Origin of the sequence: Rhodococcus sp. H29-C3 (genome assembly GCF_030063405.1) — a bacterium.
In the GTDB taxonomy this organism is placed as follows: Bacteria; Actinomycetota; Actinomycetes; order Mycobacteriales; family Mycobacteriaceae; genus Rhodococcoides.
This window is the reverse complement of sequence record NZ_JASITC010000016.1, coordinates 1-12,831: the sequence shown is the minus strand read 5'-3', so window position 1 is coordinate 12,831 and position 12,831 is coordinate 1. Positions and strand designations below refer to the sequence as shown.

Annotated in this window: 15 protein-coding genes and 1 riboswitch; of the genes, 9 read left to right on the top strand and 6 right to left on the bottom strand. The window is 61.3% G+C overall.

The window, feature by feature from the left end:
• The first annotated feature begins 7 nt into the window (after nt 1-7).
• Both QMK32_RS22125 and QMK32_RS22120 read left to right on the top strand, forming a co-directional pair.
• Nucleotides 8-520 carry a DUF3558 domain-containing protein gene (locus QMK32_RS22125; protein ID WP_283477530.1) on the top strand — a complete coding sequence of 171 codons (513 nt, stop codon included), beginning with the start codon at nt 8-10 and terminating at the stop codon, nt 518-520.
• A gap of 67 nt (nt 521-587) precedes the next feature.
• Nucleotides 588-1,970: an FAD-binding oxidoreductase gene (locus QMK32_RS22120; RefSeq protein WP_283477529.1), complete on the top strand. Its 1,383-nt coding sequence runs from the start codon at nt 588-590 to the stop codon at nt 1,968-1,970.
• Between the two features lie 17 nt (nt 1,971-1,987).
• Here the strand turns inward: QMK32_RS22120 and QMK32_RS22115 are convergent, their stop codons facing one another.
• Together QMK32_RS22115 and QMK32_RS22110 are read right to left on the bottom strand one after the other, a co-directional pair.
• Nucleotides 1,988-3,505: an ATP-dependent DNA ligase gene (locus tag QMK32_RS22115; protein WP_283477528.1), complete on the bottom strand. Its 1,518-nt coding sequence runs from the start codon at nt 3,503-3,505 to the stop codon at nt 1,988-1,990.
• A gap of 54 nt (nt 3,506-3,559) precedes the next feature.
• Nucleotides 3,560-5,095, bottom strand: coding sequence for a carboxylesterase/lipase family protein (locus tag QMK32_RS22110; RefSeq protein WP_283477590.1), 1,536 nt, complete (start codon nt 5,093-5,095; stop codon nt 3,560-3,562).
• Nucleotides 5,096-5,207: 112 nt separating this feature from the next.
• Between QMK32_RS22110 and QMK32_RS22105 the strand changes: the two genes are divergently transcribed.
• Nucleotides 5,208-5,861: a hypothetical protein gene (locus QMK32_RS22105; RefSeq protein WP_283477527.1), complete on the top strand. Its 654-nt coding sequence runs from the start codon at nt 5,208-5,210 to the stop codon at nt 5,859-5,861.
• Nucleotides 5,862-5,913: 52 nt separating this feature from the next.
• On the opposite strand, the gene QMK32_RS22100 is transcribed toward QMK32_RS22105, so the two are convergent.
• Nucleotides 5,914-6,321, bottom strand: coding sequence for a hypothetical protein (locus QMK32_RS22100; RefSeq protein ID WP_283477526.1), 408 nt, complete (start codon nt 6,319-6,321; stop codon nt 5,914-5,916).
• A gap of 144 nt (nt 6,322-6,465) precedes the next feature.
• Nucleotides 6,466-6,565: riboswitch (TPP riboswitch) on the top strand.
• Between QMK32_RS22100 and QMK32_RS22095 the strand changes: the two genes are divergently transcribed.
• From QMK32_RS22095 to QMK32_RS22080, 4 genes are all read left to right on the top strand, one after another.
• A complete protein-coding gene (locus tag QMK32_RS22095) occupies nt 6,559-7,299 on the top strand; it encodes a TenA family protein (protein WP_283477525.1) in 741 nt (246 codons plus the stop codon). Its footprint overlaps the riboswitch before it by 7 nt.
• Nucleotides 7,296-8,309, top strand: a complete 1,014-nt coding sequence (locus QMK32_RS22090) for an ABC transporter substrate-binding protein (RefSeq protein ID WP_502943737.1) — start codon at nt 7,296-7,298, stop codon at nt 8,307-8,309. Before QMK32_RS22095 ends, QMK32_RS22090 begins: the two co-directional genes overlap by 4 nt.
• A 70-nt stretch (nt 8,310-8,379) precedes the next feature.
• Nucleotides 8,380-9,120 (top strand): ABC transporter permease, encoded by a 741-nt coding sequence (locus QMK32_RS22085; RefSeq protein ID WP_283477586.1) that lies wholly within the window; start codon nt 8,380-8,382, stop codon nt 9,118-9,120.
• Nucleotides 9,117-9,842 (top strand): ABC transporter ATP-binding protein, encoded by a 726-nt coding sequence (locus QMK32_RS22080; RefSeq protein ID WP_283477524.1) that lies wholly within the window; start codon nt 9,117-9,119, stop codon nt 9,840-9,842. The genes QMK32_RS22085 and QMK32_RS22080 overlap by 4 nt, the downstream gene beginning before the upstream one ends.
• Before the next feature lie 2 nt (nt 9,843-9,844).
• Here QMK32_RS22080 and QMK32_RS22075 read toward each other — a convergent pair whose 3' ends face one another.
• Nucleotides 9,845-10,486: an FMN-dependent NADH-azoreductase gene (locus QMK32_RS22075; RefSeq protein WP_283477522.1), complete on the bottom strand. Its 642-nt coding sequence runs from the start codon at nt 10,484-10,486 to the stop codon at nt 9,845-9,847.
• Between the two features lie 57 nt (nt 10,487-10,543).
• Between QMK32_RS22075 and QMK32_RS22070 the strand changes: the two genes are divergently transcribed.
• Nucleotides 10,544-10,909: a helix-turn-helix domain-containing protein gene (locus QMK32_RS22070; protein ID WP_269306496.1), complete on the top strand. Its 366-nt coding sequence runs from the start codon at nt 10,544-10,546 to the stop codon at nt 10,907-10,909.
• A gap of 7 nt (nt 10,910-10,916) precedes the next feature.
• Here the strand turns inward: QMK32_RS22070 and QMK32_RS22065 are convergent, their stop codons facing one another.
• Nucleotides 10,917-11,225, bottom strand: coding sequence for a homoserine dehydrogenase (locus QMK32_RS22065; protein ID WP_186630000.1), 309 nt, complete (start codon nt 11,223-11,225; stop codon nt 10,917-10,919).
• Nucleotides 11,226-11,466: 241 nt separating this feature from the next.
• A complete protein-coding gene (locus QMK32_RS22060) occupies nt 11,467-12,240 on the bottom strand; it encodes a hypothetical protein (protein ID WP_084346486.1) in 774 nt (257 codons plus the stop codon).
• Between the two features lie 134 nt (nt 12,241-12,374).
• On the opposite strand from QMK32_RS22060, the gene QMK32_RS22055 reads away from it, so the two are divergent.
• Entirely contained in the window at nt 12,375-12,680 is a 306-nt protein-coding gene (locus tag QMK32_RS22055; protein ID WP_283477521.1) for a GNAT family N-acetyltransferase, read from the top strand.
• The last annotated feature ends 151 nt before the right edge of the window (nt 12,681-12,831 follow it).

The following is a 12,831-nucleotide window of genomic DNA, read 5'->3' as shown; positions in this document are numbered from 1 at the left end:
GAGAGCGATGAACCGAACTCGCACGCGAGTTGCCGTGGTGACAGCAACATTGCTACTCACCGGCTGCAGTACCACCATCGAAGGAACACCCACTCCTGCCGGATTGGGCGGCGATTCGCAGTTCGACAAATTGCTGCAGGAATGCACGGCCGTCCCGAACGACAAGATCGCCGAATCCGTCCAGGCGGATGTCGTGGAACAGTACTTCTACGGTGCAGTGTGCATGTGGACGGGCACCGGGGCCGCAGGCTTGGTCGACGTCACATTCGCCTGGTTCGAGAACAATTCTCTCGGTCGTGAGCGGGCACTGGCCGAACAGCTGAACTACGCAGTCGAACCCGTCACGGTTGCCGGTACGAACGCTTTTCTCTCACGCCGGCCGGGTGATCCCGCATCGTGTGGGATCACCGCCGCGTATACCGGCACCATTACCTGGTGGGTGCAATATCGCGGCGGGGTCGTCGACCCCTGCGTAGGTGCGACGAAGCTCGCCGAATTGACGCTGCAACGCAATCAATAACGACTCGCGATCCCCACCCGACCCATACCCTCGACAGCGAGAGCCGAGATCGAGACGAGGATGAGCGATGAGTGCACCGATCGAACTGGATCCGCGGCTGCTCGAGTTGAAGCGGTCGTTGCCCGACGGTGCGGTCCTCACCGATCCTGATCTGATGGAGGGCTACCGCCGCGATTGGGCCAAGGACCCGGATGCCGGAACACCCCTGGCGGTAGTTCGAGCCACCTGCACTCTCGATGTTCAAAACGTCATGAAATGGGCCAGCACACATCGCATTTCGGTAGTTCCTCGGGGAGCTGGATCCGGACTGTCCGGTGGCGCGACGGCCGTCGACGGCGGAATCGTGCTCAGCACCGAACTGATGCGTGACATCACGGTCGATCCGGTCACCCGCATCGCGGTCACCCAACCCGGATTGTTCAACGTCGAAGTCAAGAAGGCTGCTGCCGAACATGGGCTCTGGTACCCGCCGGATCCGTCATCGTTCGAGATGTGTTCGATCGGCGGGAATGCTGCTACGAACGCGGGCGGTCTGTGCTGCGTCAAATACGGGGTGACCGCCGATTATGTGCTCGGTCTCGAGGTCGTTCTCGCCGATGGCACCGCGGTACGACTCGGCGGACCGCGCCTGAAAGATGTTGCAGGCCTCTCACTGACCAAACTATTCATCGGCAGCGAGGGAACGCTCGGCATCATCACCGAGATCACCGTGCGCCTCATTCCGGCCCAACCGCCGGCCAGCACCGTCGTCGCGTCGTTCTCCTCGGTTCGTGACGCGACCACAGCCATCCTCGCGATCACCCGCTCGCTTCGGCCATCGATGCTCGAGTTCATGGATCGAGCGTCGATCGGCGCGGTCGAGGACGCAATGAACATGGGCCTGGACCGCGGAGCCGCAGCGATGCTGATTGCCCGTTCGGACTCCCCCGGTGACGACCGCGCGCGTGAAATCGAGATCATGGCGGCCGCGTGCACCGAGGCTGGTGCAACCGAAGTCTTCACAACCGAAGATCCGGACGAAGGCGAGGCTTTCGCTGCTGCAAGGCGATTCGCGATTCCCGCTGTCGAACGTCTCGGCAGTCTGCTTCTCGAGGACGTCGGTGTGCCACTTCCGGCGCTACCCGATCTGGTCGAAGGTATCGAACGAATCTCCGAAAAGTACGCCGTACTCGTCGCGGTCATTGCCCACGCCGGAGACGGAAACACTCACCCGCTCATCGTGTTCGATCCTGCTGATACCGATATGACGCGTCGGGCGAACATCGCATTCGGGGCGATCATGGACCTGGCACTGACCTTGGGCGGCACCATCACCGGCGAGCACGGAGTAGGCAGGCTGAAGAAGGCATGGCTGCCCGACCAGGTAGGAGCGGACGTTATGCAGCTCACTCAACGGATCAAGACTGCCCTCGATCCCAGCGGCATTCTCAATCCAGGCGCGATCCTCTGACGTAGCTCGGTGAGCGCTCAGGTGGACGGCAGGAGGAGCGCGCGAACGGTATCGATCGTATCGGCTTCCGCAAGTGTCTTGTCGGGCCTGTATCGGAGCACCCGGGCGAATCGCAGCGCCACTCCGCCTGCGTAGCGAGTGCTCCGCTGCACGCCGTCGAGTTCGATCTCGACGACAAGATCGGGATGAACGTACACGGTGTGCTCGTCACGAGAACTCTCGTGTTTCGGAAACTCGTCGGTCTGCCATTGCAGCAGTGCATCGGTGAGCCCCTTGAATGTCTTGCCGACCATGATCGGATCCCCACCGTCCGGATCGCGCGCCCCGAGGTGCAGATTGGACAGCCGGCCCGTCCGCCTGCCGTAGCCCCATTCCGCACCGAGCACCACCAGATCCAACGTGTGCTCGGGCTTGACCTTCAGCCACGTGCGGCCGCGTCGACCAGCGGCGTAAGGCGCCGACAACGACTTGACCATCACACCTTCGTGTCCGGCGGCCAATGCCTCCTCGAAGAACTCTTCTACGGCCTCGGCGGCCGGGCGTACCACTGACGGAATCCGATGAGTGGGTGCAACCTGTTCGAGTGCTGCCCGCCGCCGTTCGAGCGGTTCGTCCAGCAGATCCACGCCGTCGAGATGCAGGCAGTCGAAGAAGTACGGCTGCAGCAGCAACTCGTGGGCACTCTGGGCACCGAACCGACTCATCGTCTCCTGAAAAGGACGCGGTCTGCCGCTGTCGGTGAGTGCGAGGGTTTCCCCATCGAGTACGACGCTGGTGCACGGCAACGCCCGGATCAACTCGACGAGCTCTGGCACGCTGTCGGTGATCTCCCGCAGCGTCCTGGTGTAGATATGCACATCTTCACCCGCTCGATGGACCTGGATGCGAGCACCGTCCAGTTTATACTCCAGACTCACCTCGCCGGCGAATTCGACCCACGCCACGGCCGACGACCCCACGGGCGAGGCCAACATCGGACGCACGGGGCGTCCCACCTCGAGTTCGAAGGCCGCCAGCGCAGTCTCGCCTCCGGCGAGTGCAGCGGACGCCGTTGCCGATAGATTCCCGGAGAGCATGAATGCCCGTCGGACCGGGTCGATTTTCAGTCCCGCCGCTGCAGCGATAGCGTCGGTCATGACACCTTCGAGCGCACCCTGGCGCAACTCGCCGGTCAGCAACCGAACCAGAAACACTCGCTCGTCGCTCGTCGACCGCCCAAGAAGATCCGTCAGGACCTCGCGACGCCGGGCGCTCGAACCCGGACCGGACGTCGAGGCAATTTTCGTGATCTTCGTATCGACCTCGGCGACGGTAAGTGTGCCCGCAGCCGACGGATCGACGTCGATATCGGCCAAGGTCCGCCACCCCACGCCGATTCGGCCCTGCGGCAATTCACCGGACAGCCACGCTACAACGGTGGCAATCTCCGATGGGTCGACCTCTGTGAGCAACAGCCGCAGCGCCTCGGTCTTGGCCTTACGGGAGCGAGTGGCGCCCACGGCCAACGAGGTCTCGACGATTCGGATGAACAGCACCAGATGTAGGTATCCAGAAGTGGACCACCTCAATCCACCGTGCCCGACCAAAAGTCAGGTGAAGCCGAGAACCTGATCTCCCCATGCCGCGCGGAGAGCGGCATCCGGATCTTCGACAAGAGAATCCTGGGCGTCGATGACAAGTGTGGAACGGGTCGGTTCGACGTACGGCGCCCAATGCTTCGCACCGTCGAGGGTGGCTGGGACTCCGTGCAGGGCAAAGGCGACCCATCTCTTCATCACACGCAGCGATACTGCCGTCGCTGCCTTGCGGCCGCCGAGCCAGAATGTCGGATCTCTGTTCAACGTTCCGAAATTGCCGAAGACATAAGGCAACTCGGTCGCGTGCCCCGCACCTATACGAGCAGCTTTCAGCATCGGTGTCGCATGATCGAATCGATACATCCAGACCGGCGCGTGCCTACTGTGCGCGTCCGCGATCCACATGGTCGGCATTCGAAATCCAGCATCTCTCGACATCGCAAGTGCGCCAGCCGATGTCGAACGATCCGGATAAGCCGACATGATTTCGGCGATCCGGAACGCCGGCAGGTCCGAGTGATCGTTCGCGATCGCACGAAACATCTCCGTGACGGTGTCCGACGTGACCGGCATCAACGGTGACTTCATCAAACGAAAGATCGATGCCTCGTCGTGATTCGTTCCGATGATCAACGGGATGCGGTGCGAGTATCCCTTCTGGAACGCTGCAACGGGATACCGCGGGACGATATCTCCGTCGACCACCGGCGCGAGCCCCAATGTGCCCGGCACCCGCGTCGGAACCTCGTAACACAGGGTGTCGCCCGCCTCGACGAGACGCATGAAGTCGACGGTTTTCAACTCCCCGATTCGATCCGGAGTGATATCGACGAGTTCGAGGAATCTCGTGGCCACGGCCGCCGCGCGTTCCGGTCCGTACACCGACGTCGCGGGCGCACTTTGCACGATAGCGCGGTGAAACAGTCCCTCGGCCTTTGGCGAGGTCATCAGTGTCGTGACCGACGCGCCACCCGAGGACTCGCCGAACACGGTCACTTTCGACGGATCACCACCGAACGATTCCACGCAACGCTGCACCCATTCGAGTGCCGCGATCTGATCACGCAAGCCGAGATTCGTCTCGAAGACCGTCTCCGCTGTGGAGAACGACGACAAGTCGAGGAATCCGAAAGCACCGACGCGATAGTTGACGGTGACGAGCACCAGGTCACCGAGTTCGGCCAGCCTCCTGCCGTCGTAGACGCTCTGTGCAGCGGAACCGAGCGAGTAGGCACCGCCGTGAATCCACACCATCACCGGCCGAGGTCGACCGTCGGGCTCGGGGGCCCAGACATTCACCGACAGACAGTCCTCCGACATCGGGATCGCCGGATCGATCGGCACCGGACTAGCTTTGCCCTGGGGCGCGACATCACCGAAACTTCGACAATCCCGCGCTCCTGCCCACGGTTCCACCGGCCGCGGCGACCTGAAGCGATGTTCGCCGTCGGTCGCAGCCGCGTATGGGATTCCCTTCCACACGAAGTGTGTGCCGTCGCGATACCCGATCACATCGCCATCCGGAGTGTGTACCTGACATGTCCACATGCCGGCTTGCTCGACTTCGGTCAAGGCATTCCTCCGTATCCGACGTATACCCATCCGATACTGGTCAAGGTACCAATTCCTGAGATCGATCCGTCCGCTTTAAGCTGGCAGGATGAACCGACTACGCGCATACGGCGCAGCCGTTGCTGCCGCGTCCTTGCTGGTTCTTGCCGGATGCGGGTCCGATGTCGACGACAGCGCGACGGCGCCTCTTGCCACCGTCGACACCGACCCACCGTCGGTAGTCCGCACGACGCCCGCTACTCCACCCTCGCCGACGACGTCGGCCGCCCCGACAACAACCGAGTCGACGACCCCCGAAAAGTCGACGACGAGCAGTCCTCCACCGACCGTCGACCCGTCCCAGTACGAAAGCACTGCCGGGTTCTTCTACTTCGCCAGCCCGAGTGGCAAGTTCGAATGCGCGATCGTCGTCACCGAGACCTCCGTCGCTGGGTGTCACGGTGAGTTCCCTCGCTCGGCCCCGCGAGTGGCGGGAAGTGGTGCTCCGGAGTCTTCGGTCGCTCCCAACACCATCGAGATCACTGCCGGATCCCCTGCCAGGTTTCTCAGCTCTGGCGATCCACGCTTTCATCGATTCGACGGGACGGCGAAAGAATTGCCGTACGGCGTCACACTCGCCGTACCCGGAAGTGGACGTTCCAATGGGCTCGAATGCCGAGTCGAAGAGTCGTCCGGGGTCACCTGCCTGGATCAGGTCGGCCATAGATTCACGGTGTCGGACAAGGTATTCGAGCTGAAGTAGCCGCTATTCCGAGGGGGTGTTCCGCAAGCGCGCGCGACCTCACGAAATCAGATCAGATTCCGGGTATGAATCCTGGATAGACGAAATGCTGCGGGCCGCCACCTGGCATCGAGGATCCGGTCACGTTCGGGAAGTCGAACGGAAGCGCAACCAACTTGTGTGGGTTGCCTTGTGCGTCGGCCTGCCAGCATCCGGTGAGCACTCCGTGAAAAGCGGTGCAGACGATCCTGGTGCTCGTTCCATACGGCGACGTCAGCCGATTCTCGGCGAGAAAGGGATTCCAATAGGCCGGATCGGTCGGCGTCAGGAATCCCTTTGTCTCGAACGGAACGCTCGGGCTCGGGTAATTCGGTATCGGCGGCCACTCGTCGGCAGTCGCAATTCCGCTTCCTGCGAGTAACGCCGCGGCCGTGAAAACCAAGACTGCTGCTGACTTCGTCCATCTCCTCGGTGCATTCATGCCGCCATCGTAAGCGCCCGGTGTACTCACGATCACAGGATCGAGCTTCGCCTCACCGTTCGGTCGTAGTCGACAGGGTTGGTCGTGGAGAGGTCTACGGCCCGCTCACACTGCATCGCCGACCAAGGGTGCTAGGGTCGGCGGTGTTCTGACACGGGGTGCGTCCGTACATGCGGATGCTGAGATCACACCCGTCGAACCTGATGCAGGTAATGCTGACGAAGGGATGTCAAGGCGATGATTGCGCCTGTAAACTCGGTGGATCCTGTCCGCCATACGGATCTGATGTGGACCGCAACGACTTCGTTGCGTCACGCGATCGACCAACTCGAATTTCTGACACTGCTGGGCGAAGGCACTTTGCCGCTCGACGCGTTCCGCACGTATCTCGAGCAGGATCGGCTGTATCTGGCGGGATACGCGAAGGCGCTGGCCATTCTGGCATCGAAAGCGCCGGATACTGCGACGGCCGCCTTTTGGGCCACCTCCGCGGCGAGCGCAGTCGAGGAGGCAACACTTCACGAGTCACTGCTCTCCGGTGACGCACTCCCCACGACGAACGCGCGGGCCATACATTCACCCACCTGCCTCGGATACGTCTCGTATTTGGTAGCAACCGCTGCCACCGAGCCCTATCCCGTTGCGGCGGCGGCGATCCTGCCATGCTTCTGGATCTATGCCGACGTGGCCGTTCGCCTTTCGGTATCGGCCCAGCAGGTTCTTCAACGTGATCCGAATCATCCCTACGCGCAATGGGTTTCGACGTACGACTCGGTAGAATTCCGTGATGCCGTCGAATGCGCGCGCCTCCTGGTCGACGACGCCGCTCGATTCGCTACCGACGCTCAACGAAGCGCCATGATCGACGCATTCGTCATCGCGACGCGGTACGAATCGATGTTCTGGGACAGTGCACTTCACCCCACACCGTGGCCGCTTCCCTCTTCCGAGATTGCTGCGTCGGAGGTAGCACTGTGACACTTTCCCGAAGGATCGGCGCCATCGCAGTTGCCGTCGCTACCATCACATCGCTGACTTCGTGTGCACAATCCACTGACTCCGACATCATCCGCTTCGCACTCGACTGGACACCGAACACCAACCACACCGGACTGTACGTCGCTTTACAGGAGGGGTACTTCGCCGACGCCGGACTCGACGTCGAAGTACTGCCTTACAACAGCACTTCTCCGGACACGCTGGTCGACGCGGGCAATGCCGAGTTCGGCATCAGCACTCAGAGTTCGACTACATTCGCAAAAACTGCAGGGGCCCAAATTATTTCAGTACTGGCTCCGCTGCAACACTGGGCCACCGGAATCGGTGTTAAAGCCGATCGCGAAGACATACCGAGCCCGAAAGCATTGGACGGCAAGGTCTACGCAGGCTTCGGCGATACCGGCGAGAAGGCAGGACTACGCCAGGTCATTCAGAACGACGGCGGCGCAGGTGAGTACGAGACCGTCGTGCTCGGAACGTCGGCCTACGAGGCCGTGTATTCGGGCACAGCCGACTTCACCGTGTCCTACTTGGCGTGGGAGGGTATCGAGGCCGAGCACAGCGGTACTCCGATGAAATATTTCGACTACACCGACTACGGCTTCCCCGACGCCTACGCCCTCACGGTCAACGGCAACGAGAACTGGCTGGCAAGCCATCCCGACGAGGCCAAGCAGTTCGTCCAGGCGCTTCAACGCGGCTACCAACTCGCGGCCGACGATCCGGTCCGCGCCGCGCAGGACATCATCGATGCGAATCCAGGAGTCTTCACGGACGAGCAGTTGGTCTTCGAAAGCCAACAGATGCTCGCCGACCGCTACATGCTGGACGAGTCGGGCGCAGTCGGGCGACAGAACCTCGACAAATGGACCGAATATTCGAAATTCCTGTACGAGAACGGTGTCCTAGTCGACGAAGCCGGCAACGCCGTCGACACCGAGCCCGACTGGTCCACCTACTTCACCGATGACTACCTCGGCGCTCAGTAGCGCGGCGTTCGGTGCTGTCGAACGGCCGGCGAAGCGTAGACCGCGAATCGGGGCTGCGGTCAGGTGGGCCATGCCGTCGGTCACCATCGTCGTGGTGCTCGTCATCGGATGGCAGGTCTACGTCCAGCTCAGCGGGATCCGACCGCAGGTACTGCCCTCGCCGTCGAGAATCGTGGCTCAGGGTTGGTCGCAGCGCGAAGCCATCGCCGAACAGGCGGCAGCAACTCTACAAGTCACCGTTCTCGGATTTGCGGTATCGCTGCTGGTCGCTTGGACACTCGCCGTCGCTGTCGACTTCTCACCATGGCTCCGACGAGCAGTGGTGCCGCTGTTCGTGATCTCGCAGACGCTTCCGATCATCGCTATTGCCCCACTACTGATCATCTGGTTCGGCTTCGGACTACTTCCCAAGATTCTCGTGATCTCGCTCGCCACGTTCTTCCCCATGGCCATCGGCCTCATCGAAGGATTCGCGGCAACCGACCGAGATGCGCGCGCGCTCCTTGCCAGTATGGGCGCAACCCGCTGGCAGCAGTTTCGATATATTCGGTTGCCCTCTGCGATGCCCCGCTTCTTCACCTCGCTTCGTATCGGTATCACGTACGCCGTCGTGGGTGCCATCTTCGCCGAATACGCAGGAGCAAGCGCCGGACTCGGGATATACATGAGCCAGCAGAAGAATTCGTTCCGCACCGACCTCGTCCTGGCCGCGGTGTTCGTCACCGCCGTCATCAGCGTGACGCTCTTCCTTCTGACCTACGCCGTCGAACGGGTAGTCGCCCCATGGGCGCAGGACAGTCGGCCGCGATGACGGCCGTGCATCTGTCCGGACTCACGAAGTCCTACGGCGACCGGACAATTCTCGACGGAGTCAGCTTCGACGTCGAACCCGGAGAGTTCGTTTCCGTCATCGGTCCGAGCGGCTCGGGCAAGAGCACAGTTTTCAATATGATTGCTGGTCTCGACACCCCCGACAGCGGAATCGTCGAGGCACCCCCGTGCGCTTATATGCCACAGAAGGACCTGCTGTTTCCGTGGCGCACCGTGCTCGACAACACGACACTCGGCCTCGAGGTTCGAGGGATGAGCAAGAAACAAGCGCGTGTCCAGGCGCAGAAACTCTTTCCCGCCTTTGGGCTCGAGGGATACGAGAAAGCGCGGCCTTCCGAATTGTCCGGTGGGATGCGGCAGCGAGCAGCAATGCTGCGCACGGTGATTCAAGAACGCGAGGTGTTACTGCTCGACGAGCCGTTCGGAGCCCTGGATTCGCTGACACGCACCGGGATGCAAGCGTGGCTGCAGGAAGTCTGGCTCGACTACCGATGGACTGTCCTGATGATCACCCACGACATCCGGGAAGCTGTCTATCTCTCGGATCGGGTGATCGTTTTATCCGACAAGCCGGCACATGTACGACGGCAAGTGACGGTATCGCTCCCCAGACCACGAAAACTCGACGTCGTCACGACACCGCACTTCGCTGCGCTGGAAGCAGAACTGATGGAGGTCTTGATCGGCAGCACCGGCCGCTGATCTCAGCCCAGCCGTGCCGCAAGATCTGCGACCGCGACCCATGCTGCGTCCAGGCTGTCTCTGGACCGCGGAACCAGGGGCGCCATCCCGGGCACCCGGGTCGACAATGTCAGGTCGACGAGGACAACGAACAGATCCATTCCGAGCGCGGTACCGAGAACCTGCTGTAGCAGCGGAACGGCGTGATCGGTACCGAAGTCAGGTGTCCCCGCCCCATACTCGTTGCCACGACTCGACACCACTACCACCGGCTTGCCTTCGAGCGGACGAGTCGGGCCGTCGAACGGAACCGTGACACCGGGAACATGGACATAGTCGATCCATGCCTTCAGCGTCGACGGAACCGACCAGTTGTACATCGGAGCACCGATCACCACGACGTCAGCCGAGACCACCTCGTCGATCAAGGTCTTCTGCAGTGCCTCGGCGTCGGGCGCCACAACCTCGTCCGGAGTCCGCAAATGTGGGGCCCAATGCATCGCCGACGTCGGAAGATGCGGCAGCGGATCTCGGTGCAAATCGCGATGGATCACCGAGTGATCCGGACTCTGCTCATGCCACACATCCGAAAAATGCGCCGTGACCGCACGTGAAACGGAGTTATTCAGGTCAGCGGACGAATCGAGATGCAGCAACTGCGGCATGGAGCACTCCTGGGATCGTGGGGTACCGAACAGGATATGCCGCAGTAGGGTTCAGACATGGACCACCGGTACATCGCAGCGGCGCTCTCACCTCAGGACGCGCGTCGAGTCACGTCGTCGATTTCCGATGCGGACGGACGAACTCCGCACCTGGCATTGGACGGAGTCGACCTCGATATCGACGAGTCCGGTCGGCGCGCAGTGATGGAACTACTCCGACAACTCGCGTCAGGGACCGCTGTGACGATCGGACCGGTCAGCGAGTTGCTCACCACGTCACAGGCGGCAGACCTTCTCGGAGTATCTGACACATATGTTCGCAAACTCGCAGACGCAGGGTCACTGACCGTCGAGATGCGTGGAACCCACCGACGCTTTCGCTTGGAAGACCTCATACGGCATCGGGAGAAGTTCACACCCTAGCGTCGTGTCAGCCGGCTTGGCGTCCGAGCAGCTCCGACTGTAATGTCAAGAGGTCACGAAACGCTTCGCCTGATGCCCGCCACAGTTGGTTTGCATCGATGTAGTCGACACCGAGAAGATTGACATCTCCGCGATATGCCCCCACGTCCACCGACAGCTTGCCCACAACGGTCGCTATATCCCGATCGAGGTGTTCGGCATCCGATCGCTCCAGGTTCCGGAATTGCGAAGAGAAGTAGTCGGCCGTGATCCGATGGTCGACGAACTGCGCTACCAAAATCACGAAACGTGACGCGTGAAGGGACGACTGCTCCACTGGACTGACCTCTCCTGCGGGTCGACAACCCACCCACTGTCGCCACAAATACGGCCGAGTACAGCCGGCGAGAGTGCTGACGAAACGCCGCCATCAGTAAGATCGCATGAGTGAGGGGTGTCGAGATTCGAATACTAAAACCTGCTCTTCACCCAACGATAGCGACCTAAACACGACCCGATGCCGGTTATTGAGATCGTTGTGAGCGATCACAATAACCAGATCAGCCGATTCGCGTGCGTTACTGCAGAGTCCCTAGCGGAAGTCGCTCTGGAGTGTCCAATTCCCAGAATTTCCAGCCGTCCCTTACCTCGATATCGCCACTGATATGTGTGGCTACAGCGCTGGCAGCTTGAGTGGGGTCATCGAACCTCCGACCCTCCATCGGCCCCTGCATGATCTCGAGGCGCTTGTTGGACGGGTCGAATCGGGCACTGAGACGGTAGCCGTCGAAATCGGCGACGACCCTGACCCGCAGATCTGGGATCTCTTCCTCGGCTGCAACAGCTTTCTTCGACGGGCCTCGACGCACGGCCGGCTTGGCCCGGTGGACAGCGGCGGCGCGAGCTTCCTCTTCGAGCTTCGGATCGGCTGCCGCATGGAGACCCAACAGCGACCACTTGTTACGTCCGTGTTGGACTCGTCCCACCGCGATAGCGTGGTGACCGGTTCGAGTTCGAAGCGGCGAATCCTGTACCCACAGGTCCACTTCGCCGCGGATATCAGCCGCCATCTCTTCGGAAGACACCATGAAGAACGACGGCTCGGAAGCACCCAGATCGACGAACACCCAGTAAGACGATCCGGTGTCGTCACTTGCCAACGACTCGTCCTGACGTCGAGCTTTCCAATCGCCTACGGCCTTGGACCGCACTCGAACCACGCAGCTCGAACCGTCGACACCCCAGACCTGAACTGGATTACGCCGCGACGTCGTCAGCCGTTCGGCCCGACCGCCGCGCAATACAACAGCGCCGATGAAGGCCCTGATTCCCTGCTCCGATACATCTTCCACCTATGCCACCTCTGGTCTGCTTACCCGTGCAGATGATGAGAAGTGCCTACGACGGGCGGCGCGCACGACTCGTATGTCCACCTCAGCCTAGTCGCCCAACCACCTCGACAGGAACCCGTGCACAATCGATCATTATGGAACGCCGCATCGCCCACCTGCCAGAGCAGCATCGATTCGAGATATACCTCGACGAATCACTTGCCGGATTCTCCGACTACCTACAGTCCGACGGCGTGCGAACGTTCAATCACACCGTGACACTTCCCGAGCATCGCGGCCACGGACTCGCTGCGGTATTGACAGAGCACGTCCTCGAAGACAGCCGCGCAGGCGGGTTCTCCGTAATCCCGGCATGCTGGTTCGTTGGGGAGTTCATCGAGTCGAGTGCGGGTCGGTATGACGATCTACTCCAGTCGTCTGCATCAATCGACGAAAAATAGCCCACCTGTCGCGTGAATGGTCCCTTCATACGATCAGATAGCGTGGACGCGCCATCGAAGCGACAGTGGCGACTATGCCATCGAAGCGATGATCAAGCACACCTGTGGATGCACCGGCGCTTTCGCTGCAGCGGGCGACAGCCAAAGTAAA